Annotated in this window: 23 protein-coding genes; 13 read left to right on the forward strand and 10 right to left on the reverse strand. The window is 45.3% G+C overall.

What is annotated here, in order from left to right; all coding sequences use genetic code 11:
- The first annotated feature begins 52 nt into the window (after positions 1-52).
- Genes LJ740_RS02700 through LJ740_RS02715 form a run of 4 tightly spaced genes read left to right on the forward strand, consistent with a single transcriptional unit; the run spans position 53 to position 5,372 of the window.
- Entirely contained in the window at positions 53-1,675 is a 1,623-nt protein-coding gene (locus LJ740_RS02700; RefSeq protein ID WP_324255585.1) for a carboxyl transferase domain-containing protein, read from the forward strand.
- Positions 1,676-1,684: 9 nt separating this feature from the next.
- Positions 1,685-2,473 (forward strand): enoyl-CoA hydratase/isomerase family protein, encoded by a 789-nt coding sequence (locus tag LJ740_RS02705; RefSeq protein WP_229527508.1) that lies wholly within the window; start codon positions 1,685-1,687, stop codon positions 2,471-2,473.
- A gap of 2 nt (positions 2,474-2,475) precedes the next feature.
- Entirely contained in the window at positions 2,476-4,470 is a 1,995-nt protein-coding gene (locus LJ740_RS02710) for an acetyl-CoA carboxylase biotin carboxylase subunit (RefSeq protein WP_229527509.1), read from the forward strand.
- On the forward strand, positions 4,470-5,372 hold the full coding sequence (locus tag LJ740_RS02715) for a hydroxymethylglutaryl-CoA lyase (RefSeq protein WP_229527510.1): 903 nt from the start codon (positions 4,470-4,472) through the stop codon (positions 5,370-5,372). Before LJ740_RS02710 ends, LJ740_RS02715 begins: the two co-directional genes overlap by 1 nt.
- A gap of 167 nt (positions 5,373-5,539) precedes the next feature.
- On the opposite strand, the gene LJ740_RS02720 is transcribed toward LJ740_RS02715, so the two are convergent.
- Entirely contained in the window at positions 5,540-7,501 is a 1,962-nt protein-coding gene (locus LJ740_RS02720) for a hypothetical protein (RefSeq protein WP_229527512.1), read from the reverse strand.
- Between the two features lie 385 nt (positions 7,502-7,886).
- On the opposite strand from LJ740_RS02720, the gene LJ740_RS02725 reads away from it, so the two are divergent.
- From LJ740_RS02725 to LJ740_RS02745, 5 genes are all read left to right on the forward strand, one after another.
- Positions 7,887-9,536: a methyl-accepting chemotaxis protein gene (locus LJ740_RS02725; RefSeq protein WP_229527514.1), complete on the forward strand. Its 1,650-nt coding sequence runs from the start codon at positions 7,887-7,889 to the stop codon at positions 9,534-9,536.
- Between the two features lie 81 nt (positions 9,537-9,617).
- Positions 9,618-10,205, forward strand: coding sequence for a cupredoxin domain-containing protein (locus tag LJ740_RS02730; RefSeq protein ID WP_229527515.1), 588 nt, complete (start codon positions 9,618-9,620; stop codon positions 10,203-10,205).
- Between the two features lie 62 nt (positions 10,206-10,267).
- On the forward strand, positions 10,268-11,503 hold the full coding sequence (locus tag LJ740_RS02735; protein WP_229527516.1) for a hypothetical protein: 1,236 nt from the start codon (positions 10,268-10,270) through the stop codon (positions 11,501-11,503).
- Positions 11,504-11,590: 87 nt separating this feature from the next.
- On the forward strand, positions 11,591-12,484 hold the full coding sequence (locus tag LJ740_RS02740) for a LysR family transcriptional regulator (RefSeq protein WP_229527517.1): 894 nt from the start codon (positions 11,591-11,593) through the stop codon (positions 12,482-12,484).
- A gap of 13 nt (positions 12,485-12,497) precedes the next feature.
- Positions 12,498-12,911 (forward strand): hypothetical protein, encoded by a 414-nt coding sequence (locus LJ740_RS02745; protein WP_229527518.1) that lies wholly within the window; start codon positions 12,498-12,500, stop codon positions 12,909-12,911.
- A gap of 661 nt (positions 12,912-13,572) precedes the next feature.
- Here the strand turns inward: LJ740_RS02745 and LJ740_RS02750 are convergent.
- The 3 genes from LJ740_RS02750 to LJ740_RS02760 form a co-directional block, all read right to left on the reverse strand.
- A complete protein-coding gene (locus LJ740_RS02750; RefSeq protein WP_229527519.1) occupies positions 13,573-14,391 on the reverse strand; it encodes a DUF2189 domain-containing protein in 819 nt (272 codons plus the stop codon).
- Positions 14,392-14,399: 8 nt separating this feature from the next.
- On the reverse strand, positions 14,400-14,942 hold the full coding sequence (locus LJ740_RS02755; protein ID WP_229527521.1) for a hypothetical protein: 543 nt from the start codon (positions 14,940-14,942) through the stop codon (positions 14,400-14,402).
- 142 nt (positions 14,943-15,084) lie between these two features.
- Positions 15,085-15,600, reverse strand: a complete 516-nt coding sequence (locus LJ740_RS02760; RefSeq protein WP_229527523.1) for a hypothetical protein — start codon at positions 15,598-15,600, stop codon at positions 15,085-15,087.
- A 90-nt stretch (positions 15,601-15,690) separates the two neighbouring features.
- Here LJ740_RS02760 and LJ740_RS02765 point away from each other — a divergent pair, with 90 nt between their 5' ends.
- Positions 15,691-16,554: a prolyl hydroxylase family protein gene (locus LJ740_RS02765; protein WP_229527525.1), complete on the forward strand. Its 864-nt coding sequence runs from the start codon at positions 15,691-15,693 to the stop codon at positions 16,552-16,554.
- A 6-nt stretch (positions 16,555-16,560) separates the two neighbouring features.
- On the opposite strand, the gene LJ740_RS02770 is transcribed toward LJ740_RS02765, so the two are convergent.
- The 6 genes from LJ740_RS02770 to pgm form a co-directional block, all read right to left on the reverse strand.
- Entirely contained in the window at positions 16,561-16,893 is a 333-nt protein-coding gene (locus LJ740_RS02770) for a heavy metal-binding domain-containing protein (RefSeq protein WP_229527526.1), read from the reverse strand.
- Positions 16,890-17,312, reverse strand: coding sequence for an HIT domain-containing protein (locus LJ740_RS02775; protein ID WP_229527528.1), 423 nt, complete (start codon positions 17,310-17,312; stop codon positions 16,890-16,892). Before LJ740_RS02775 ends, LJ740_RS02770 begins: the two co-directional genes overlap by 4 nt.
- Positions 17,313-18,353 carry a succinylglutamate desuccinylase gene (gene astE, locus LJ740_RS02780; RefSeq protein WP_229527529.1) on the reverse strand — a complete coding sequence of 347 codons (1,041 nt, stop codon included), beginning with the start codon at positions 18,351-18,353 and terminating at the stop codon, positions 17,313-17,315.
- A gap of 117 nt (positions 18,354-18,470) precedes the next feature.
- Positions 18,471-19,784 (reverse strand): putative bifunctional diguanylate cyclase/phosphodiesterase, encoded by a 1,314-nt coding sequence (locus tag LJ740_RS02785; RefSeq protein WP_229527530.1) that lies wholly within the window; start codon positions 19,782-19,784, stop codon positions 18,471-18,473.
- A 178-nt stretch (positions 19,785-19,962) separates the two neighbouring features.
- Positions 19,963-22,497 (reverse strand): glycogen/starch/alpha-glucan phosphorylase, encoded by a 2,535-nt coding sequence (locus LJ740_RS02790; RefSeq protein ID WP_229527531.1) that lies wholly within the window; start codon positions 22,495-22,497, stop codon positions 19,963-19,965.
- A 229-nt stretch (positions 22,498-22,726) separates the two neighbouring features.
- On the reverse strand, positions 22,727-24,379 hold the full coding sequence (gene pgm, locus LJ740_RS02795; protein WP_229527532.1) for a phosphoglucomutase (alpha-D-glucose-1,6-bisphosphate-dependent): 1,653 nt from the start codon (positions 24,377-24,379) through the stop codon (positions 22,727-22,729).
- 245 nt (positions 24,380-24,624) lie between these two features.
- On the opposite strand from pgm, the gene LJ740_RS02800 reads away from it, so the two are divergent.
- From LJ740_RS02800 to fldA, 3 genes are all read left to right on the forward strand, one after another.
- Positions 24,625-25,395, forward strand: coding sequence for an alpha/beta fold hydrolase (locus LJ740_RS02800; RefSeq protein ID WP_229527533.1), 771 nt, complete (start codon positions 24,625-24,627; stop codon positions 25,393-25,395).
- Positions 25,396-25,493: 98 nt separating this feature from the next.
- The gene (locus LJ740_RS02805) at positions 25,494-25,703 is read left to right on the forward strand and encodes a DUF2788 domain-containing protein (RefSeq protein ID WP_229527534.1); all 210 of its coding nucleotides are present in this window, start codon (positions 25,494-25,496) and stop codon (positions 25,701-25,703) included.
- Between the two features lie 90 nt (positions 25,704-25,793).
- Positions 25,794-26,318 carry a flavodoxin FldA gene (gene fldA / locus LJ740_RS02810; RefSeq protein WP_229527535.1) on the forward strand — a complete coding sequence of 175 codons (525 nt, stop codon included), beginning with the start codon at positions 25,794-25,796 and terminating at the stop codon, positions 26,316-26,318.
- Positions 26,319-26,324: the final 6 nt, after the last annotated feature.

Raw genomic sequence — 26,324 nt, forward strand, 5'->3', positions numbered from 1 at the left:
CGGATTTTTCGTAAATCCGATTTTTTATGAAGCGGATTTAACGGAGTTAAATGTGTCGACACAAGCAAGTAATCCAATTCAATCAAAAATTAATGTGAAAAGTGCTGCGTTTGCAGAAAATGCTGAGCACATGGCGCTGCAGGTAAACGATCTGCAAGAAAAAATCGCGCAAATCAAACAAGGTGGTGGCGAAAAAGCCAATAAGCGTCATACCGACCGAGGCAAATTATTGCCCAGAGAACGTATCAATGCCTTATTAGATCCCGGCTCTCCCTTTCTGGAGATCTCGCAACTGGCAGCCTGGAACGTTTATGAAGACTATGTGCCCGCCGCTGGAGTTATCGCGGGTATTGGTCGGGTATCCGGTCAGGAATGCATGATAGTCGCCAACGACGCCACAGTTAAAGGCGGTACCTACTATCCTCTGACGGTGAAAAAGCACCTGCGCGCGCAAACCATTGCTGAACAGAACAACCTGCCCTGCATTTATTTGGTGGATTCCGGTGGTGCAAACCTGCCTCGTCAGGACGATGTATTTCCGGACAGAGAACACTTTGGTCGCATTTTTTATAACCAGGCCAACCTGTCAGCTAAAAACATTCCACAAATCGCAGTGGTTATGGGTAGTTGTACTGCTGGTGGCGCTTATGTTCCCGCCATGGCAGATGAATCCATTATCGTTAAAAATCAGGGCACAATCTTCCTGGGTGGACCACCGCTGGTTAAAGCCGCAACAGGTGAAGTAGTATCGGCAGAAGAGCTGGGCGGCGGCGATGTACACTGCCGGACATCAGGTGTAGTAGATCACCTGGCCAACAACGATCACCATGCGCTTAAGATCGCCCGTGACTCTGTTGCCCGATTAAACCGCGTAAAACAACCCAATATTGATATTCGCGAAGCCCGAGAGCCACTTTACGATGCCAAAGAAATTTACGGCATTATTCCGAAAGACACTCGTCAGCCGTATGACGTGCGTGAAATTATCGCCCGCATCGTTGATGGTTCCGAATTTGATGAGTTTAAGGCACTTTATGGCACCACACTGGTATGCGGTTTTGCCCGTATATTTGGTTATCCAGTGGGCATCGTTGCTAATAACGGCATTTTGTTTTCCGAATCAGCACTAAAAGGCGCGCACTTTATTGAGCTTTGTGCCCAACGCAAAATTCCACTGGTCTTCCTGCAAAACATCACTGGTTTTATGGTGGGCAAACAGTATGAGTCTGGCGGTATAGCCAAAAATGGTGCCAAGATGGTAACGGCAGTAGCCTGCGCCAACGTACCTAAGTTCACTGTGCTCATTGGTGGTAGCTTTGGTGCCGGTAACTACGGCATGTGTGGCCGCGCTTACGATCCTCGATTCCTGTTTATGTGGCCAAACGCCCGTATTTCGGTAATGGGTGGCGAACAAGCGGCAGGAGTACTAGCGCAAGTCAAAAAAGAACAAAAACAACGCGCTGGCGAAACCTGGTCCGCAGAAGAAGAACAAGCCTTTAAGCAACCTATCGTGGACAACTACGAACATCAGGGACACCCCTACTACGCCTCAGCCCGTTTGTGGGACGATGGTGTAATCGACCCTGCTGACACCCGTTTTGTATTAGGGTTGAGCCTGTCAGCTGCCCTGAATAAGCCTGTTGAGGAAACTCAATTCGGCGTCTTTAGAATGTAAGGTGTGATGATGACTGACTCTGTACTTTATAATCTTGATGAACGTGGCGTAGCCACGGTTACCCTTAATCGCCCGGAAAAGCACAACGCCTTTGACGATGCCCTCATCGCTGAACTGACGCACCTGTTTAAACAAATCGGTGAAGATAAAAACGTGCGCGCTATGGTATTACAAGCCAATGGCCAAAGCTTCTGCGCTGGCGCTGATGCAGGCTGGATGAAGCGCATGGCGGATTACTCTTTTGATGAGAATGTTGCTGATGCGAAAAAGCTTGCTGACATGTTATGGCACCTGAATTACATGCCTAAACCCACCATCGCCAGGGTTCAGGGAGCCACTTATGGTGGCGCAGTGGGCCTGGTGGCCTGTTGTGATATGGCAGTCGCCAGCAAACTCAGTAAATTTTGTTTAAGCGAAGTACGCCTTGGCTTGATCCCTGCCACCATTAGTCCTTATGTGATTGCCGCCATGGGCGAACGGGTTGCTCGTCGCTATTTTATGACTGCGGAAGTGTTTTCTGCTCGACGGGCCAGAAGACTAGGGCTGGTAAGCGAAACAGTTACCGAGGAAGAACTGGATACCACCATCGAAGATCTGCTGAATAACATTTTGCGCAACGGCCCACAGGCGGTCGCGGCAGCAAAACAGCTGATTTTTGATATTAAGAATCAGCCCGGTGAAGAAGAGGTTATTGAAAAGACCTGTTTGCGAATTGCCACCGTCCGTGTCTCTGACGAAGGTCAGGAAGGATTGAGTGCATTCCTGGAAAAACGTAAACCCAACTGGCGCAAGGATTAAACATGTTTAAGAAATTACTAATCGCTAACCGCGGTGAAATTTGTTGCCGTGTTATTAAAACTGCGCGCAAAATGGGGATCCCCACGGTTGCCGTATATTCTGATGCTGATGCCAATGCCTTGCATGTGCAAATGGCGGATGAAGCGGTGCACATTGGCGGCCCGGCAGCCAAAGGCAGCTACCTGAAAGCCCAAACCATCATTGATGTTTGTAAGGAAGTCGGCGCCGATGCGGTGCATCCTGGCTATGGGTTTTTATCTGAAAATGCCAAATTCGCCAATCTGTGCGAAGCCAACAACATTGCTTTCGTAGGGCCGCCTACCGGCGCTATAGAAGCCATGGGTAGTAAAAGCGCAGCCAAAACCATCATGGAAAAAGCAGGTGTACCTCTGGTACCAGGCTATCACGGTGATGACCAGTCGGAAGCCGTTATCAAAAAAGCCGCCGATGACATGGGTTATCCGGTATTGCTCAAAGCGGCTGCTGGTGGCGGTGGTAAAGGTATGCGCCAGGTATGGTCTGAAAAAGAATTTGCCGGGGCCTTAGCTGCGGCAAAACGCGAAGCATTGTCCAGCTTTAGCGATGACACCATGCTGGTTGAAAAATACCTGACACAACCCAGACACGTGGAAATTCAGGTGTTTTGTGACAAACATGGTAACGGTGTCTATTTGTTCGAACGGGATTGTTCGGTACAACGCCGTCACCAAAAGGTTATCGAAGAAGCGCCAGCGCCAGGCTTGTCTGATGAAGTCAGAAAAGCCATGGGTGAAGCTGCACTAAAAGCGGCTAAAGCCATTGACTACGTCGGTGCCGGCACCGTGGAATTCTTGTATGACGTTGACGGTAGTTTCTACTTTATGGAAATGAATACCCGATTGCAGGTAGAACACCCGGTTACCGAAATGATTACCGGCCAGGATCTGGTGCAATGGCAACTGAATGTCGCTGCTGGCGAGCCTTTACCACTCACTCAGGAGCAACTCAAAGTCAATGGCCATGCATTTGAAGCGCGGGTTTATGCCGAGGATCCCGACAATGACTTCTTGCCAGTTACCGGTCAACTTACCTATCTGCAGGCCCCGTTAGAAAACCGCCATGTGCGGGTTGATACCGGCGTGCGCCAGGGTGACGAAGTATCAGTTTATTACGATCCTATGATTGCCAAACTGATTGTCTGGGATGAAGATCGCAACAAAGCGCTTAATCGTCTGACTTCGGCACTTAGCGATTACCATATCAATGGCATGACCACTAACCTGCCGTTTTTGTACAATCTGGCCAGCACCGATGCCTTCAGAAATGTCGAACTGGACACTGGCTTCATTGAGAAGCATCAGGATAAGATATTTGTTAACAGCGACTATGACTTCAATCAATGTTTGCCGTTAATGGTGCTTGCCATTCTGCTCAATAAAAAACAGACTCAACCCAAAGCCAACAGTGCTGATATCTCGTCCCCGTGGCAATTTACCAACGCCTGGCGTGCCAATGAGCAACACAGCCAAACTGTCGTTGTGGGTGTAGCCGGTGAAAAATTCGAAGTGACTGTTACCCATGTGGACGCCGAACAGTTTGAGCTGAATATCAATGGCGAAGATTTGTTGGTATCTGGCGTGCTGAGCGCCAATGAGCTAATTGCTAATGTTAATGGTCATCGCCAAAAAGCCACGCTGGTAGTTCATGGCAGTGATATGTCTTTGTACACCGCACAAACCGCTCTGCACTTCAGTGAAGAAGAGCCTGATTTGGGTTTGGATGATATGCAGGATGCCGATGGGGGGTTAACCGCACCCATGAATGGCACTGTAGTAAAACTCATGGTTGAGGCAGGTGAGACGGTTGAAGCTGATACACCATTGCTAATCATGGAAGCTATGAAAATGGAGCACACCATCAAAGCACCTGCAAAAGGTAAAGTCACTGAGTTCTTCTTTCAAGCTGGTGAACTGGTAGATGGTGGCGCGGAGCTTCTGGCTTTTGAGGTGAGCGAATAATGGCATTACCGCAATCAGCAACCATCGTTGAAGTGGGACCTCGTGACGGGCTGCAAAACGAAAAGGCCGATATTTTATTGCAAGATAAAATTGCGTTAGTGGAAGGTCTGGCGAATGCCGGACTATCCATGATTGAAACCGGAAGTTTTGTCTCGCCCAAATGGGTGCCGAAAATGGCCGATTCTGCCGAGGTATTTAAACAGGTGACACGCAAGCAAGGCATCACCTACTCTGCCCTGACACCAAACCTTAAAGGCTTTGAAGCAGCTATGGAAGCCGGAGCCGATGAAGTGGCGATTTTTGGTGCCGCGTCTGAGTCATTTTCACAAAAGAACATCAACTGCTCGATTGCTGAAAGCCTGGCGCGTTTTGCTCCGGTAATTGAGGCCGCACAGCAGCAAAACATCAAGGTGCGCGGTTATGTTTCCTGCGTTTTAGGTTGTCCCTATGAAGGTGACATTGCCCCGGAAGCGGTTAAGCAAGTGTCGAAACAGTTGCTAGATATGGGCTGTTACGAAATCTCTCTTGGCGATACCATTGGTGTAGGCACACCGCTGAAAACCCAACTGATGTTGAATGCAGTTTTGCAGGATATACCTGTAGAGAAACTGGCTGTGCATTTTCATGACACTTACGGTCAGGCGCTGAGTAATATCCTGATGGCGTTACAAATGGGCGTCAATGTCATCGATGCTGCTGTCGCAGGTTTAGGTGGGTGTCCTTATGCCAAAGGCGCCTCAGGCAATGTGGCCACTGAAGATGTGGTTTATATGCTAAATGGTATGGGCATTGAGACAGGTATTAACCTGGATGCTTTAGTGCAGGCTGGTGACAAGATCACCAAAGCACTTAATCGCAGCAATAACTCCAAAGTTGCCAACGCGCTGTTAGCCAAAGGCTAACCCACCACTGTGTGACATTCCTGTACTGGGAAAGTGTTCTTAAGTGTTTGCGCAATTAATGGCTTGGCGCTTTTATAATTAGTCAGGATGGCTGTGGCTACAGCCATCCTGATATAAAGCTTGGCTAGTTGCTAACTGCAATTTGCTGTCACAGCAATTTTTTCGGACTATTTAGGAGCTAAAGGCTGGATTTCCACTATCGGCGCTTCAGTAGTAACAGAAAAAACATTTTCTCCACACTTAAAAGATGCTCCCCCACCTGAGGCTCCGCTATTGTCTGGACATTTACAACTGGTAGTGGTCTCTATACTCACTGTTGTTGCTTCCTGGTCATTACCCGCAGGCCAGCTGAGCGTGACTATGCCATCTTTAATCGTTTGCTCACAACGAGTGTCATTTTTTAGTGGCGCCAGATAAATGAGTTGTCCCTTGGCGTCGCTTATTCCTGTGCTGGATGGATAGTCGCGTTGCACAAAATAGCTATTTACCCAATACCCCCGCCCATTTTGGGTTTCTGCGTAAGCACTGCTGGTCCAGCCATCTGGATTTGCTGAACTACTGTAAACCGGTCCTTCCCATTTCGGGTATTCAAGCTTGCCATCCTTTACCGACATATCGTACTTATTGGGACGCGATGAGTTGTTCATTTTACTTTTTCTGTCGTCGTAAACATGCTCTGTAAATTTACTGGATGAGTCGAGTTTGATTTTGTACTTTTGGTACATCAGGTGGTAACGGCCAAGAGCGCCGGAGGTGTGCGCTACCCATGTTGAGGCTGACGGTGTGCCAGAAAGCACAGAGGTATCAACAATATTTTTAAGATCTATCGGGTTTTTCGCTTTTAATACACCATCCTTGTATTCAATTGCTGGATTATTTAGTTCAGTGATGCCATTTAAATTATCTACTTTATAGGGAAAATTGAAGTAAAGCCTTTTTAAAGTAAGCTCCTGGCTATCATCTGAAACTTGGCACAATGCCGTAACGGTACCGGTATGCCATTCACTTTTCTTATTGGGCATATTGAGCTCTTCAATCCAGCAATTTTTATTAATGCTCTCAGTATTAAACAATTGGTCAGATTCACTGTCACCAGAACAAAAGTTGTTCAGGTATTTTGCCTGTTCAACAAATTGAATTATACCTTTTGTTCTGTCTTTGGAATCTTCGGTTGCTCCAAAGACTGCAATGAACTTATTACCCAAAGTCTCAAAAAAGGCTTCCATGTATACCAGTGTTTCTTCATAACCTGTTTTTCCACTTTTATCAGATAGCGTATATGGAAACTGTGCATGCCTCCCGGTATAGAGTTCTGGGTGATTGTATAGCAGCGCAACCTGAACCTGATTCATAAAATACAATTGTTGCATGTCAGAGAGTAAATTAAGTTGCAAGGTAACAATGGGTTGCATTGCTGCCATGTAATAAACAACTTTATTGTCGATGCTGCTCTCACCATGAGTCTTTTCAATCACATCATGGTAAGCCTTATTCAGATCTTTCCATATATTGCGCTCAGGTCTTAACCTATCAAGAAATTCGTTCAATAGTTCTGCGGGGTCCAAATTTGAAGAAGCCCCCTGACTTTCGGTTAATACGCCATTTGTTGCCAACTCAGGTACATTCGCCCCAAGAAGTCTCAAAATATTGCTATCTGCCTGTGAGCAAACGCCTCCCTGGCAAAGGTTTGCAGTAAATTCATTGAATTCGTCAGGTGTACGAGGAAAAACATGTTGGGTGTAAAAGTCTTCAAACTTACTATTAATACCGGCATTGGCGTCAATGAGTGCGGTGACAATGCTGTCATAGTGGTTTTGCGCGTAATCATAAGCTAAGGTTTTTACAGCCATATAAGTGGCTGAACTTATCATCTGAATTTCATCCAGTTTTTTGTCCATTTCATCCAGTTGCGCTTTAATTTCTTTCAGGGTTTCCAAAGTCATATTGGGCTTTGGAAAGAGAACGCCCTTTACTATTTTTGCTGCTTTGACTGCAACGTTATAGGGTTTAGGCACTGCTTTTTCTGCGATATTAAACGCCAGATCTACCCCACCACCCAGTGAAACAGCCGAGTCAGTGATTGAATTTTTGGATAAAGATTGGGGGATTGGAAAAGTAGTATTACTCATTTGTTTTCCTTATATGAGATTAAAAAGCCGGTTTTTTAAGCGATGTATATAACCGTATAAAAATCCATTTTCTTCGAATGCCCCAAGGGAACAGTATTAAGTCAAATTCATTAAATCTGAAACTTTAAACAGCTATTCACTGCTGTTTTCACACTCTTACATCTTCAAAAATGGTTGCGCTATCAAAGCGTTAAACCATTATCTGGAATATTTTACATAAGCACATTACAGCAGATTACATTTATTCCGATAGCAAAAGAAACAGGCAAACCCGGTTCTTTTTATTACCTTTGGTCAAATCACTTTTTATTGACAGAAATTATTTCTGCCCGCAGTCTTTCTAGTAAAAATAGTTCGCTTTGCAAGACACACCGGATAATAAGATATGCACTGGTTTTTAAATTTATCCATCAAAAATAAACTTTGGCTGTTAACAGGGTCGTTTTTTGCTTCATTGTCTGTGGTTATCATTGTGGCATTCTGGACTCAGCAAAAACTGGCCAATGATGTCGATATCATCGCCAATAAGTACTTTACGGCATCCAATCTGATGTTGGCCGCCGATGCGAATTTGTATCGTGCCATATCAGCAGAACGCAGCCTGATATTCGTTAGCACTTCATCTCCGCCATTTCGCAATCTGGTGAATTACCACAAGCAGAACATTGAAGAAGCACAGCAAAAACTCCAGCAATTCAAACTTGTCATTGACGATCCGCAAATCCATCGTTTGATGAATGATTACGAGCGTTTGAGTAAAGAATGGCAAACGCTGACTTTCCAGGTGGTGTCACTACGGGAAAATAACGGCAGAGAAGAACGGCGCGAGGCGTCGCGAATTAGTTTGCAGGATGCTTCACAGAAATTTGCCGAAATGCATGATGTGATAGATCAAATGAGTGCGGTGGTTACAAAGGACAGCCAAATGGTTGTGCAGGAGGCGGAATCAAACGTTACCTTTTCAGCCTCACTGATCTTATTCGTAACAATCGGCGCGGTATTATTTGGTACTTTTATGACATTGATGGCGATTCGATTGCTGGCACAACCACTCAAAGTACTGACAGACAGATTAAAACAAATCTCTTCAGGTGATGGGGATTTAACACAACGGCTGGAGGAAGACCGTTGTGATGAGATTGGTGAAACCGCCATTGCTTTTAACAAGTTTGCCAGTAACCAGGCAGCGATATTGAAACAGGTTAAAAATGCCATGGTGAGTTTTATGCAGTCCATGGAATTTGTTGGCGAGAAAATGAACCATCTACATCATGCGACCTCAAAACAACAGGAAGTCAGTGACGATGTCGCTGGTTCCATGAGTCAAATGAGTATGGCGGTAACCGATGTAGCTAAAAATGCGGCGAATGCCTCTGAAGCAACCGAAGAAGCGAATCAGTTAGCGATCAAAGGCCATGCCGTTGTTAACGAATCGGTATCTACCATCAATACCATAACCTCCAACATTGCCACGACATCAGAGGTGGTCAAACAGTTGGATGTCAGAACCCAATCTATCTCCAATGTAACTGACACTATCAGTGAAATCGCTGACCAAACCAATCTACTGGCGCTGAATGCGGCGATAGAAGCCGCCCGGGCCGGCGAACAAGGGCGAGGTTTTGCCGTTGTCGCAGAGGAAGTACGCAACCTGGCAAAGCGAACCTCTGAACTGACCAAACAAATCCGTGAAAACATCGAGCAACTTAGCGTTGAAAGTGCCCAGGCCGTATCAGTGATGGAAGAATCTTTAAATAATTCAAAAATTTTGGATGAAAAAGCCATTCTCTCCGGTCAAGCATTACAAGAGATCACCACTGCCGTTGATTTGATCTCAGGAATGAACATGACTGTAGCCAGTGCCGTTGAAGAACAATCGGTAACAGCAGAAGAAATTAATCGCAGCATCGACAACCTGAAATCCATGGCGGTGGAGTCCGACGCGCATTCTCAGGACACCTTAAAGGAAGTTGTTGAACTTTTGTCGTTAGCCAGAGATATGCAATCGTTATTAAATCGATTTAAGGTCGAATAACTTGTAGAGCTGCTTATGCAATCCCTGTGTCGTAGTGTAATTTTCCTGCTTTGTTTTAGTCAGCATAGCTGGGGAGCGTTGGTGACATTTCAACTCAAAGATAACCAGGGTGACCCACTCCCCCATGCCATTATTAGCCTGTTCCCGCTAACAGAGGGAGCAATTCAGCTGGCCGCCAACAGCACCCCGCAAAGCGCCACTCTGAGTCAAAGTAATAAGCAGTTTACACCACACGTTGTGGCCGTAAAAAAAGGCGCAACGGTTACATTTCCAAATCAGGATTCGATAAAACATCAGGTGTATAGCTTATCAGAAGCACAGCCTTTTGATTTAACTATCGAGGCTGGCGAAACTGAGACGGGACCGACAATGTCTGCCACCGGTGCAATTCACATCGGCTGTAATATTCACGACTGGATGCAAGCCTACGTATATGTCACCGATACCCCCTGGTTTGCAGTATCTGACAGCAATGGTGCAGTTACTATTGAGGTTCCGGAAAATGAGCAATTTCGCTGGCAATTGTGGCACGCGAGATTGTCACAACAAGAGCCCGTTCACCAGGGTGAGCTACTAACGCCTTCAGCCCCGGTTTCTGTACAACTGCAAACAGCTTTATTGCCCGGCTACGATGAAGCCAGCGACTTAGACGATTTTGATGATTATTGACGGCGGGCTACACACCCCATTGCCAGTCGTTTTTTGAATATTAGCCAAAACCGAGAACAACAATGAAATCTGTCGCCTTCCTCATCACATTAGCTATTACGCTGTCCACCTCAGTTCAGGCTGAATCTCTAAAAGTGCGCGGGTTGATTCAGGGCAGTCTGGCCTTATCTGTAGATGATGAATTGAGTTTTACAGAGGGTGGCACCGGCATTTTAAGATACGATGCTGATAATAAATTGCAGCTCAGTCAGGCTTTATTAGAATTATCAGGCGATCTGACAGACTATGTTTCCTGGCATTCCGTGCTCAATGCAACACATTCACCCAGTTCACATGCCGGACTGACCCAGCTCTCGATAAAATATAAACCCATCTGGTCCAGCAAGTATCGCTGGCAATTTAAAGCGGGGATGTTCTATCCTGAATTTGGCTTTGAAAACCCTGACATCGGCTGGTTGTCACCTTATACCTACACCAATTCAGCAATCAGCAGTTGGATAGGCGAAGAGGTCCGTACTTTAGGTGGCGAATTTAAAGTCACCCGTCCAGGTCGGTTTCACAACCGTAGTCCTCATACCTTTGCATTTTCAGGGGCTGTATACAAAGGCAATGATCCCGCCGGAACACTACTCGCCTGGCGAGGCTGGGGTCTGCATGACAAACAATCTATTGTGAATGAGCGAGTTTTCTTTGCAGATTATCCCTCCATTGGTGAGGGCCAGGCACTGGCCCCACAAGCCAACTGGGTTGAACCCTACCGGGAAATCGACGGACGTTGGGGATATCAAATGGGCTTACACTGGGATTACCAAAAAACATCCCGATTGCGCTACCATTATTTTAACAACAACGCAGACGAGACCGTTTTGGCTCGCGGCGGCCAATATGCCTGGCATACCATTTTTCATTCTTTGTCATGGCAATATCGATTTGACCGCAACTGGCGTTTGATTATGCACGGTATGCATGGACGAACTGCAATGGGTCCAGGCGCAGTACTGGTGGGGTTTAATAGTTGGTATGCCATGATTGCCTACCGCGATAAGCAGCATAATTTTGCCCTTAGATTTGATGACTTTAACACAATAGATAAAGACACTTTGATTCCTGAGGACAATAACAACGGTCACGGCTGGGGATTGACAGCCGCCTATCGGTATAACCTTGATGAGCACTGGCAAATAGGAACAGAGTTGCTGCTAACCGAAACCTGGCAAGCCAGTCGTCAACAGTTTACTGACACAGATGCCAAATTGTCACAACAACAGCTACTCGCCGTCGTGCAATTCAGGTTCTGATAGTGCCGGGATTAAAAATTCGCTTTACAAAATTAGAATGGTAGCGCTAGTATTACAATCAGATATTCACAAAAATCGAACATTCTCATGTATCGCTCTAAAACGACTCTCGAGCAATGGCGAATTTTACAGGCAGTTGTTGACCACGGTGGCTACGCTCACGCTGCCAAAGTGCTGAATAAAAGCCAATCTTCACTCAATCATGCAGTCGCAAAATTACAATCCCAACTAGACGTTCAGCTTTTGGAAGTGCGAGGTCGTAAGGCTTACCTGACCAAAGCCGGAGAAGTCATGCTGCGCCGTTCCCGCCTGCTGAGTAAGAGCGTTGAAGACCTGGAAGAGCTGGCCAAAAGCATCAACCAGGCGTGGGAACCAGAAATAAACATTGCCGTTGAGCTGGCGTTCCCTGACCAGTTTTTGACACCTATCCTGATGGACTTTTATCCATCTTGTCGGGGTAGTCGGCTGAACATCATAGATACGGTGCTGACCGGCACAGAAGAACTGATTAATGAAGGTTGGGCTGATATTGCACTCACAGCCTCAATTCCAAAAGGGGTGCTCAGTGAGCCTATACTCAACGTCAAATTTGTCGCTGTTACTCACCCGGAAAATCCGTTAGCACAGAAAAAAGGGCCTATTGATCCGAATGAGTTGGTGCAACATTTGCAGATAGTTATCAAAGATACAGCAAAAGCGCCAATTGAACGACAGGGTTGGTTAAAGGCTGAGCAACGCTGGACCGTCAGCCGCTTTGAAACTGCTATCAAATTCCTGCGTCAGGGACTTGGATTTTGCTGGTTACCTATACACAATGTTGAAAAACATATTGAGGGCGGTGAACTGGCGCAGTTAAATATACAAGGCAGTAGTTTTCGCTCAGTTACTATGTCGCTTGTTAACCCACATTCAGATAGAATGGGACCAGGTACTAAAATGCTGACCGATTTAATTTTGGCCCAACGAGAACTACAACAATAATTTGGAATAAAATATGGCAATGACCCGCGAAGAACTTGATGAATTGATGCAAGACAGTGCCAGAAATGCGGTGATTACGACACGTGACGAGTTCGGTATCAATCTTGATGGCAGTGCTGATAGCATTAAGGTGATTGATGAAGTTATCTTAAGATGGATTAATAAATACCGCGACCAGGCGCTGGAAGACAAAGCCGTTTTTACTCTGTGCAATATTTACGGTGCCTATGTAGGTGAAGTATTTAGATCCACTGTAGGTGGTCAATGGAGTTATGACGAATCAAACCCGGATGCCCCGTATGTACTTCTTGAATACGGCATTCACTCCTATGCTTTTGCCGGGGTTTGTTATCAACGTCTGGTGAATGACAGTCAAATTAGCGTTGAAAATTACTTCAATCAGGCGATCGCCAATAACACTCAATAAAACCGAAAATAGCCGATAAATTATCATGCAGGGGAAAAGAGTGTTGTGTGACTTAACTGCGTGCCACACAACAACCCTTGTCTGTCTGTCAGATTCTTCACAACTTGCTTCCTGCCCCTGAAGAATTCTCCTTGCTCTGACAATTCCCTTTTACCGACAACTCCTTGTAAGGGTTGTCACTGGTCCTGTCCAACACAGGTTATTTCCTGCTAACCTGGCGTTGCACTGTTGCCCCTTCCCTTGTTGCCCATCAACGCTGAGCTAACCGCCTTCCTGGCTAATTTCGGACCCAAGCATCCTGCTTAAATATTAAATGCGAAGCTCATCCTGAGTTCACATTAACTTGCTCCCAATGCTTACTGTTCCCTTGTGCAACTAACAATTTAAATTAGTGTCAACATCCCGTTGATATGGCCTGAATGCGTCCTGCCTTCCGCCTCGCTGTGTAAGCATAGATACAGATTAGCAGAGGAATAATAATCGGCTTTAACCTGCAAGCCTTCAAATCATAAAAATGGGACCCAATTGAATTTAATTAACAGTGACAAAGAGACAAATTAACTGACCAACAGTCAATTAAATTGGTAAACACTTGATATTTATCAGATTAAAATGAAAGCGGCAGTTCTGAAGACTGCCGCTAGAATTTAAACAATGAAACTTATTCGAACTTTCTGGCCCGCTTAGTTTCGATTGTATCAATATAGGCATGCCATGAGGCATAGCCAATTAACGGCATGGTAAACAGGAAACTACCAAACCCAAGAATATAATCCAGCGTAATGCCGACAACAAAACCAAAAGCAACACAGGTAAATATAAAGCCACCCCAAATAGCCATGACTTTTTTGTTGACCCACACAGCATTCATACTGGTCATTACTGCAGTTGCCAGATCCACCTTGCGCTCCATTAATATAGGTTGGGTAAACGCACTAATGAAAAACACCAGTAAGGTAAAGCCAGCCCCCACCAAGGTTCCTACCGTCAGGAAGGGAAGCAAGTTTTCTAAATTGTCTTCCAGATAAGGCGGGTACAATGCATGTATCAATGCGGCCACTCTCAGCCAGAAGATCATCAGCACCATCAGCAATATTCCAAATGCCCATTCGTTCACGGCGTTGCGGGTAATTGCTTTGATACTGTGCCAGATACTGGGAACGTGATTTTTCTCCAGCTCCCAGGAAACATCGTACAGCCCGGCAGCTAAAAACGGGCCAATTAACATAAAACAAACCAGGGCGGGTAATATTACAAGGTGCCACCCGGTTTGCTCCACGAGGTATGCAATAAACCAAGGTACAATGGCAAACAGCAAGCCGAAAAAGGCAGTAATGTGTGGGGCTTTCAGCATATCTTTCAGCCCCAGGCGTAACCATTTAATGGGGTCGCCGTAATCTAACTCTTTGCAGCGTATTACTCGCGCAATTTTACTGTCTGTGATGGCATTTTGCGGTTGTTCCTCAAACTTATGCGACATATATTCTCCTAATCTTCCAGTTCTTCTAGTTTTTGGTTTTTCAACGGATTATCGAAGGTCGTATCCTTGCCGAGGTATCGCGAACCGGCTTCTGTTTGTTGCACAATCTGCTTCGCTTTATCGGCGTGCTCATCATCAGTATATACAAGCATGATAGCTTTGCCATTTTTCAGCTCATTTTCATAGCGACTAATGCGATAATTTCTGTGACTGATGCCAAAAAGGCCCCCTATCCAACCACCGAACCCCGTCGTCAACGCCAGAACAAAAGCGGCGTTAACCGCTCCAAATTGCCATCCGTAAGGCTGGGTTTGATACAGGATAACACTCAGTAAAATACCGACAAAAAAGCCCACAATGCCATAACGTACAGCACTGTGGAGCAAATCACGTTCTTCAAAGATTGATGCCTCATGTATATGATGCCCGGCATAGTCGCGGTTCGTTTCGGTCACAAAGTGAATGTCGTTTTCTTTGATTCCAGTCGCGACTAAGCTAGATTGCAGCAGATCAGATTTATCCAAATTATTTAACAGAAATTGATGTTGCATAACAACACCCTCCACTATTGAGTTAAAACAACCGACATTGGTTAGTTTTTATACTGTCAATTTTAGCAGGCAGTTTAGTTATAGCGTAATTTCTGTACAGAAAATTTGTTTCAGGTCAAATTTTCATGGGGAATTTGCCATTTCAGACCAGTTTTAACCATGAAACCGGCCCCTGGTGAAAAGCGTTCAGTCGTTTATTGAGGTCGGTGAAAGAATGCACCGGCTCTCTGATATCACTGAGCATTTCCCAAACAAAGCGATGGCAGTTATTGCTGAATAAATCATAGTTTCGATATTGATAGATGTGTTTTACGGCATTTATCTGGGTATTTTCCGAGATCATGGGTGAGCCTGTTGCATCACAAGCAATGTAGGCGACTTCTCCTGAGCGGTCGGCCAGGAATCGTTCCGGACTGATACTTCTCACAAGGCCATTGCCGTTTAATTCGATAATGCTTTCTTCCACCCATATGCCGGTGTGATCCAGAACGCCATATACTTCACAACAAATAATGGCGCCATTAACAGGTTTAACGGTTTGCAGACTACCACCGGGCAACACGTCAGCATAGCCGCGATATTGTGAAACTTTACTGCTGTATTTTATGCCGGCATAGGTGGCTGCAGCGGCACCTAACCATAAAAGGGGTATTGCCATTAGGATGAAATTACATTGACATTAATGAATTATTAATCAGGATATAAGCAACAAGCCAAGATGAAAGCAAATCCAACTTCGTAAAATTGTATGTCTGACCTACAGGAAGCCACCGAAAAACTGGAACAGTGGATTGCCCAGCAATTGCGCAAAGGGGTAAACAAGCAGCAACTTTTTTACTATCTGCTAAAAAGAGGGTTTTCTGAATCTGTTGTAGCTGCTTTGCTGGGCGGGTATACGCCACCCACACCAGGCGCGATTATTGAGCAACTACCTGACAACATTTCCTCGCAGGCGGATGTGTTCGGCTCTACCGGTTATTTTTATGCTTTATCCAGGCTCAACTTTACACAACAATTTATGCGTCATCAGATCCGGTGTGACGAACTGCAGTTGTTTGTTGTTCCCAATATACTGGACGCTAAATTGTGCGAGCAACTTATCATTCGCTCAAAACGGCATTTCGCCCCTTCAAAGGTCATTGGCAAAGCCTATGCGCAAAGTAACTCGGGGCGTACTTCCGACACCGCGCTGGTCAGGGATATTGCCAGGGACATCGAACAAAAAGTCACGCAGCACATCAGCAAGGTCATGGGGATACACCCTGCTTATTGTGAGCCTTTGCAAATACAGCGCTACGAACCGGGGCAATCTTATCAGAACCATGCGGACTGGTTTGACGAACAGCACCCGGGCTACCAGCAAGCGATGAAAGATCAGGGGCAACGCACCTGGACCTGCCTGCTTTATTTAAATGATGATTTTGAAGGTGGAGACACTTATTTCACTCAGTCGCAGCAAGTGGTCAAACCCGTCGCAGGTGCCGCCTGCATCTGGAACAATTTACAGGCCTCAGGCGACGTCAACACGCAGGCCTACCACGAAGGTAAGCCTGTCACAAAAGGCAACAAGTTTATTCTCACAGCCTGGTTCAGAGCCCGGCCCTATTTATAATGTGGATCAGGCCTTCGCTTTATGTGCTTTAACCGCTGTACCGGCGATACTCACCATTAACATACTGCCTTTATCGCCAACTATCTGATAATCGATGTCGATACCAATTACAGCATTCGCACCGCAACCTCTGGCTTCAGCCTCAATTTCAGAAAAAGCAATTTTACGAGCTTTAGTTAATACATCTTCATAGGCGCCACTGCGACCACCGACAATATCTCTGACTGACGCAAAAATATCTTTGAACAGATTGGCGCCCATTACCGCTTCGCCGACGACAATCCCGTAATAGTGTTCAATCTCATATCCCTGTAATTCGTGTGTGGTGGTTACTATCATCCTGGTTCTCCTTGTGTGTATTCGATAAATTGTGAGATTAACGCTGAACTGGCGTCCTGACTATAGGGTTTCGCAGGAAATTTACCCCATACCGGTGCAGGCCAGGCTTCATCATGACTAAAGCGGCCAATATGGTGTACGTGAAGTTGCGGGACCACATTACCCAATGCCGCCACGTTGAGTTTATCGGCGTTAAGCTCTGTACTTAAAAAGCGCTGTGTAAGAGCCGATTCAAACCAATACTGCCGGGCATCTGCGTCGGATAACTGCATCAACTCGGTTAACCCTGCAACTCGAGGCACCAGAATAAACCAGGGGTACCTGGTTTCATTCATTAAAAGTACCCGGCATAACGGCAAGTCCTTTACCGTAAAACAATCTTCCTGCAGACGCTGATGCAGTGTAAAAGGCTTGTCCATTTATTTATCCTTCAGGCTGGTAGGAACGACTGTCAGTAACGCCCGTTGCCCTAAAGCCACCCTGGCATTAGGAAACACAATCGCTTCGCCATCCTGTTCTGCCCGGTACTCCGCGCCAGGCTCGGAAGCCAGTAATGTTCCTTTGGGATAATCAGTGAAATTGGGGGTATCGTCTTCAAAGTGAAGTACAAATTCCGGTTTGTGGCGATTGATTATCTGATTGACCCGATAAATGTGAAACTGCGTTTCGTCGAATTCAGGTAATGCGACTTCTGACTCTGTTGCCCAGCGTTGCAACATTCGTTTTGCTGCGGCAAAACGCGACATGTCGTTTTCACCAAAGGGGCGCACTTTACCCAATTCCACTGTAAAGGCGTCAGCATGAAAATGTTTGCAACTGAAATAACTAAAGGTTGTTGTTGGCGATTCGGATAACAGAATAGTGGACACGCCACATTGCTGTAAAAAGACCAATTGTTCCGGATTTCTTGCCCGGCCGTGAGTAAAGGGATATACCGCAAACTTTTCGTTTTTAGAATCCCGAATCGCCGTGTGTAGATCATAATGATAGCGCTGTCTGCCGCCTGGCACCGACAGGAAGAAATCCCTGACCCTTTCTTCCAGGTGTTTGGCGCGCTTTCTTTCCGGGTTGCTATCTACCTGAGGATTACTGTGTTCGCCATCAAACAAACGATTCATGTTTTCATGAACAAATCGCTGTGCAATATCCATAGCGGGTAAGTTGCCAAATAACACAAGCAGACGATGGGCTAATTGCAGTTCTTCGCGCAGTACCGCCTGAACAATATCGTCACAAATTTCGATTGGCGCAGTTTCGTTGCCGTGAACACCACAGGAATAGACAATATCTTTCGCCCCATAATTTGCAGGCTCAAATTGAATGACACCTTCAGAGTGAATCTGCACAGTCGTTTGATTGGACAAGGTAAATTGCAGTGGATGAGCAAATAATTCGGGCGATTTTCTGGATAACTGCAGAAAGTTACCCTGTGCCAGTAAAAGATCGATGGTTTTGGACATAATAATGTAGGGTATTTATTTTTTTAGTCTTTGATAGCGCAATAATACAGGAATGCAAAGGCTTTTATAAGACGGGGACCAGCAAGAATGCCCGGTTTGGCTTGTCAGATTTGACGTTTAGGCTCGTTCGGTAAAAGCGTAGGAGCCCCCCACACTGATATCAGTGTGCAACAAAGCGATAAAATCCTGCATTGGAACAGCCTGAGAAAACAAATATCCCTGGCCTGACCCAATTCCCAGTTCCCGCAAAATATGCAGGTGTTGTAACTCTTCGATACCTTCCGCTACGACATTACAGGACAGCGAATCGGCAATCACTTTTGTCGCTTCGACAATGGCTTTATTTACCGGATTTTCCAGTAACTGCATGATAAAGGTTTTATCGATCTTGATGGTATCGATATCCAAATCACGAATGTATGCCAGGTTAGAATAGCCTTTGCCAAAATCATCGATAGCAATTTTGGCTCCCAGACGCTTTGCAGCCGCAAGTTGTTGATTCACCATCAGTGAGTTAGACATAGCTGCATCTTCGGTCAGTTCCAGCTCGATACGACTTAAATCAATACACATATTTTCGCTGTATTGCTTTAAGCGGTGAACAAACTTATCGTCGTACAATTGCGTCGGTGAAACATTGACCGCGAGATTGATATCAAACCCTGCGGCCTGAAAATACAACAGGCTATCAAACGCTTTACGCAACGCCCAATACCCCAGTTCATTCATCATATTGTAGGATTCAGCAGCGTCAATGAGGGCCCCGGGAAACAATACACCGTCTAACGGGTGATGCCAGCGCAACAGACATTCAGCCCCAATGATCTTAAGTGTTTTAAGATCAATCTTAGGTTGAAAATAAAGCTCCAGTTCGTCATTTGCGAAAGCGCGTTTTAAGTCAGCCTTTAAGGCCAGAGCACGCCCACCTGTGTGCTTTTTTTGCGTCAGTGAGACAATTGCGAAATTATCGTATTTGTTGCCTTTAGCTTGTTTTAGTGCGGTTTCTGCACCTGAAAAGAGTTTATTAACGTCGCGATTTTCATCCGGGTTAGACACTGCGCCTACGTTGAAATCGGCGATAAAGGCGTGATCACCAATGTGAATTGGCGACTTAAAATGTTCGTTGAGTCGGGTGTAAAAGCTGTTTAACTGGGTTGTTCTGTGTTGCCCCGGAAATACCAGACCAAAGACATCACCACTGACCCTGCCCACTTCAGCATCAAAAGCAAAAATTGACTGAATGCGTCGAACAATTTCAGACAAAATATAATCACCCGCTTTGTAGCCAAAGCTGGTGGAAACGTCCGAAAATCTGACAACATCAATAATGAACAACGATACCTGTTCGTTCTGGTCGATTAAGCTTTGCACTTTCTGCAAAAAAGCATACCGACTCGGAATCTCAGCAAGCACATTGTGAATAACACTCATAGAGTACGACTGAACCTCAAAAAACCAACAGGGAATTTAGCGCTTTTTTAATCAAAAAAAAAGCCCTGACACAATAATCAGGGCTTAATTCTGTAAAGTATCGCGTAAACTTGCTTAACGCCTTAGTTTAAAAGGTGTTATATAAGATACTTGTCTTACTTTCACCTGCGTTTTTGGGTTAAGAAGTTACCTTACAACTGTCTAATTTCCAGATTTTAGACACATAATCACGGATAGAGCGATCTGAGTTAAATTTACCCATGTTCGCCGTATTGATTATGGCCATCTCTGCCCAGCCAGCTTTATCTCTGTAGGCCTTGTCAACCCGACTGTGTGCCTCTGAATAAGACTCGTAATCCGCCAGTGCTAAATAGGCATCGCCGTGATCCAATAAACTACGTTTTATGGAAGATAATTCACCAGGCTTACCCGGGGTAAAGTAATCGGTATCCAACCAATCCAGAACCGCTTTAATTTCAGCGTTCTGATAATAGTGATCGTGTGGGTTATAGCCTTTTTCACGCAGTGCATTGACTTCATCCACTGTCAGTCCAAATATAAAGATATTATCTTCACCTACCTCTTCGGCAATCTCAATATTAGCGCCATCCATAGTACCGATAGTCAGGGCACCGTTTAACGCCAGTTTCATGTTACCGGTTCCGGAGGCCTCTTTACCCGCGGTAGAAATTTGTTCTGACACGTCAGCCGCAGGAATCATTTTTTCTGCCAACGAAACCCGATAGTTTGGCATGAAGATCACTTTAAGTTTGCTGTTTACACGCTTATCGGCATTGATGCGTTCTGCCACCTTGTTAATGGCATAAATGATGTCTTTTGCCAGTTTGTAGCCCGGTGCCGCTTTAGCGCCAAAGATAAATACTCTTGGGTGCATATCGTAGTCCGGATTTTCCAGCAGGCGACGATACAATGCCATGATGTGCAGCAAATTCAGATGTTGACGCTTATACTCATGCAAACGTTTGATTTGAATATCAAAAATGGCATCAGGGTCAATGGTCTCACCGGTCAAACGCAATACTTCTTCTGCCAGCGCGACCTTATTGCGACGTTTAATTGCCATAAATTCATTCTGGAACTTTTTATCTTTCGCAAATTGGTTTAACCCGGTTAATTTATCCAGGTGTACCGGCCAGTCAGTACCGATTTTGTTGTCAATCAGCGCAGACAACTCCGGATTACAGGCTTTAAGCCAGCGTCGCGGGGTAATGCCGTTGGTGACGTTAGTAAATTTGCCAGGCCACATTTGATCAAATTCAGGGAACAGGTTGGCTTTCACTAATTTAGAGTGAATTTCGGCAACGCCGTTTACTGCAAATGAACCGACAACGCTTAAATGTCCCATGCGGACCATTTTCTCATTGCCTTCTTCAATAATCGAAAGCTTGGTTTTAATCTCTGCCTGCCCCGGCCACTTAGCATCGACTTCCTTCATGAATCTGTGATTGATTTCATAAATGATCTCAAGGTGACGCGGCAAGATTTTCTCAATCATTTTAGCCGGCCACTTCTCCAACGCTTCAGGAAGCAATGTGTGGTTGGTGTAGGCGAATACTTTTGTGGTCATACTCCAGGCGTCTTCCCAGGGCATTTCAACGCGATCCACCAGGATACGCATCAGTTCAGGGATGGCGATCGCCGGGTGAGTATCGTTCAGCTGAATAACAACCTGCTCGGCAAAGCGGCTCCAGTCGTTTCCATGGGCGCGCTTGTAGCGTCTTACGATATCTTTCAGTGAACAGGCACAGAAGAAATATTGCTGAATTAAACGCAGCTCTTTACCCGCTTCGGTCTCATCATTGGGGTACAGTACCTTGGAAATGGTCTCTGCCTGTACCGTTTCTGAATGAGAGTCGATATAACCTCCGGCATTAAATACATCCCAGTTAAAGTAGTCAGATGACTGACTTTGCCACAATCTCAAAACGTTGACGGTTTTACCTTCATAGCCCACTACCGGGATATCCCAGGGTAAACCTTTAACGATGGAACCCGGGTGCCATTCTTTTTGAATTTTGCCGTTTTCGCCGTATTTAGTCTCTACGTAACCGTATAAGGGAATTTCCTGGATAGACTCAGGACGGCAAATTTCCCATGGATTGCCGTAGTCACGCCAACTGTCTGGTCGCTCAATCTGTGCACCATTTTGGATCTCCTGGCGAAACAGGCCGTGCTCGTAATGCAGACCATAACCAATCGCCGGAAACTCCAGTGTCGCCAGTGAATCGATATAACAGGCTGCCAGTCTGCCCAGGCCGCCATTACCCAACGCCATATCCGGTTCTTCTTCCATGATATCCGTCAGATTAATGCCCAGTTCCTGTAAGGCTTTGTCTGTATTTTCAAACAATCCCAGGTTATGCATATTGTTGGACAGCAATCTGCCCATTAAAAATTCTGCCGAAAAATAATGTACCGCGCGGGTATCATTAAAATAATGCGTTTTTTGCGTGGTACGCAAACGCTCTAATACCTGCTCATTAATGGCTGCACAAACGGCTTTCCACCAGGCGTGATTATTCGCTTTGTTCTCATCTGTCCCCAGGCTGCAATGCAGATGACGAACGATTGATTGCTTTAATGCTTCTTTGTCAAACTTAATTTCGCTGCTGACAGGTGTGTTTGGCTTAACCGTTTTAGAAACGGCGGCTTTTTTAGCTGTAGTTCTTTTTGTCGTGGATCTGGTTGCCATTGATTTAAACCTCGTTAATGCACATCTGGTGCTTATTTTTCAGTTCAAAAATGAAAAAACTCTACACCGTTCTGTAATTAAATTACATTTAGTGCAGAGTTAACCATGTTTAGATCACAAATTTAAGGGGTTAAATGTTATTTTTTTGTTATTTTTTTAGCGCAAACGTATGCATAACAACTCATTAACGCATTTATTAACACCATATTAACACTTGAGAAACCAACCATTAACAACCTTGCTTTTTGAATACCTCATCAACCAATTTTTGTGCTTCAGCGAGCAACTCATCAAGATGCTGATCGCCCTTAAAGCTTTCAGCATAAATTTTATAGATATTTTCGGTACCGGATGGTCTGGCAGCAAACCAACCATTTTCTGTACTGACCTTCACGCCACCGATCGCTGCACCATTTCCGGGCGCATGAGTCTGCACCTGCTTAATCGTTTCACCGGCTAATTGCTCTGAACTGACGTCATTCGCACTGAGTGACTTTAATGCATCTTTTTGTGCCGGTGAGGCAGCCACGTCGATGCGTTTGTAGGCAGGTGCTCCAAACTGTTGGGTTAACGCCTGATAATGTTCACCGGGGTCTTTTTCGGTTTTTGCCAGAATTTCAGCGCCCAATAAGCACAAAATAATCCCGTCTTTATCTGTTGCCCAGGCAGAACCATCTCGACGTAAAAAGATGCCCCCTGCACTTTCTTCCCCGGAAAAACCCAATTCAGCATTCAACATCCCCTGCACAAACCATTTAAAGCCAACCGGCATTTCAGCAACATTACGACCCAAAGCATTGGCAACTCTGTCGATCATGGAGCTGGATACCAGGGTTTTACCTATCTGCAGTGAGCCAGGCCACTGTGGACGGTTTTGATACAAATAATGAATAGCAACCGCCAGGTAATGATTGGGGTTCATGAGTCCCACTGAAGGGGTGACGATACCATGCCGATCAAAATCAGGATCGTTACCAAATGCCAAATCGTATTTATCTTTAAGCCCAATAAGCCCGGCCATCGCATACGGTGAAGAACAATCCATTCGCAATTTGCCATCCTTATCCCGGGTCATAAATGAAAAGGTCGGGTCGACACGGCGATTAACTACATCGATATTCAATCCATAGCGATCGGCGATATGGTCCCAGTACTCTAATCCTGCGCCGCCCAGTGGGTCCGTGCCCAATTTCAGATTAGCCGCCGCAATTGTCTGCATATCTATTACCTGGTCCAGTTGCGCAATGTAATCTTGCTTGAAATCTCGTTCAGAGTATAAATCGCTGTTAACCGCCTGATTGAAGGTCACTTTCTTAATATCGCGATTTCCATCAACAATAATTTGATTTGCCCGTGTTTGAATAATCGTCGTAACATCACTATCAGCAGGGCCACCATTGGGTGGATTATATTTAAAGCCACCATCCTCGGGGGGATTGTGTGAAGGCGTAATAACGATACCGTCTGCCTGGGCGCCGCTGCTGTTTTGGTTGTAACACAAAATAGCGTGGGAAATAACCGGTGTGGGTGTATAACCCTGATTTTGCTGAGCGACCACTGTAACGCCATTTGCAACTAACACTTCAACTGCAGTAACAAACGCCGCTTCTGACAGTGCATGAGTATCCATGCCGATAAACATAGGACCGGTTGTGCCTTGATTTATTCTGTATTCCGCCAGCGCCTGGCTAATCGCAGCAATGTGGGTTTCATTAAAGGTGGAAGAAATTGAGCTACCTCTGTGCCCAGACGTGCCGAACGAGACCATTTGGGTGCTGTCAGAAGCATCCGGTACCTTACTGTAATAACTGGTCATCAATCGGGGAACATTAACTAACTGCTCTCGGGAAGCCGGTTGACCGGCCTGCGGATGAAGTGCCATATCAATAAATCCTATTTTTTAAGACAATAAACGAAGCGACGATTGCAGGGGTAACGGGGAATAATATTGTATCTGCCGACAGCAGCACAGTATCACTCTTGTTCTGGTTCATTGGCAGTATCAGGGCTGTTTTCATGTCCAAAATGCAAATACCAGTATTTTTATACTTGTTAAATTAACCTATTGCCTACACATTTCAATTAAATTTATAAAATAACATCGCTGACCAGTAAATAAGTAACCATATGACTTTGAATTATGACGTTAAGGGCCGAGGAGAGCCGATTGTATTGCTACATGGATTGTTTGGTAGCCTGGAAAACCTGGGCGTGATTGCCAGGCAGCTTGCCGGCGAATATCAGGTAATTAGTATTGATTTGCCGGACCATGGAAAATCCCCGTTTTCTGACACCTTCAGTTTTGAGCACTATGCGCAAAGTGTTGCCGCAACACTGCAAAGTATTGAAGTATCCCAGGTGAATTTACTGGGTCACTCACTGGGAGGCAAAGTGGCAATGCATCTGGCGTTATCACAACCTTCACTGGTGAAGCGACTCATGGTGGCAGACATCGCACCGGTGCAATACTCACCGAGGCATCAGAATGTGTTTAATGGTCTGCAAAATGTTGATCTGGCACAAATCAACAGTCGTCAGCAAGCGGATAAACTGATGGCGGAATTCATCATGGAACCCGGCGTGCGACAGTTTTTATTAAAAAGTTTATACAAGCAGGATGACGGCAGTTATGCCTGGCGTTTTAATTTAGATCTGTTAATCCGTGACTATGCCATTCTGTCGCAGGCGATCCTGGGTAGTGCCCCTTACCGGGCCAGAACTCTATTTATTAAAGGTGGTAACAGTGACTATATCACCCGAGACCATCAACCAGCTATTGGGGCGCTTTTTCCGCACGCGGAAGCAAAAGTCATTAATGGCACGGGGCACTGGTTACACGCAGAAAAACCCAACGTGTTCGCGGGAATTGTTTCAAGATTTTTAGAAGACAGTGACTAAATCGTCAAGATGATAATGAAAATCAATTGCACAATTAACAACAAGTCGCGTCTGTGCTATAGTGCGCGCCAATTTAAAAGGGTCGAACCAAGAACGCCATGCTAAGCGAGTACTATGAACAGATAGAAGCCATTGTAATGTATCTGGCATTGAGTGGTTTATTCGTATTAATGGGGTTTGCAGTACATGATGTACTGAAAAAGAACAACATCCCAATGGGCGGCAGAATTGTAGTATATTCTGTGCTGTTTTTTGGTTGTGTCGGATTTTTAGCCAAAGGCGTAATCCAGGTATTTTTTAGCGCCTGATGCCTGACATCAGCGCTTTTTATTAGATTTAGTAACTTATCAGGCCTGAACCAGTTCAGGAATAATGTTTTAGAGTGAGTATATAAGTTTATGGCAATCGTCGGACTGTTTTTTGGTAGTGACACGGGGAATACCGAACACGTCGCCAAAATGATTCAGAAAGAAATAGGCAAAAATGTCATCGAAATTCATGACATTGCTAAAAGCACAAAAGAAGATATTGAGAAGTATGATTTCTTACTTTTAGGTATCCCTACCTGGTACTATGGTGAAGCCCAATGTGACTGGGATGACTTTTTCCCTGAGCTGGAAGAAATTGACTTTACAGACAAACTGGTGGGTATTTTTGGTTGTGGTGATCAGGAAGACTATGCTGAATATTTCTTAGATGCCATGGGCATGGTCAGAGATATCGTAGAGACAAAAGGCGCCATCATCGTTGGGCATTGGTCAACTGAAGGCTATGATTTTGAAGCGTCCAAAGGCCTTGTTGATGATAACCACTTTGTTGGTTTGGGCATTGATGAGGACCGCCAGCCAGAATTAACAGAACAAAGAGTTAAAGCCTGGTCAAAGCAAATATTTGATGAAATGTGTCTGGCTGAATTAGCCTGATTCAGA

Source organism: Planctobacterium marinum, assembly GCF_020687805.1.
Taxonomy (GTDB): domain Bacteria; phylum Pseudomonadota; class Gammaproteobacteria; order Enterobacterales; family Alteromonadaceae; genus Planctobacterium; species Planctobacterium marinum.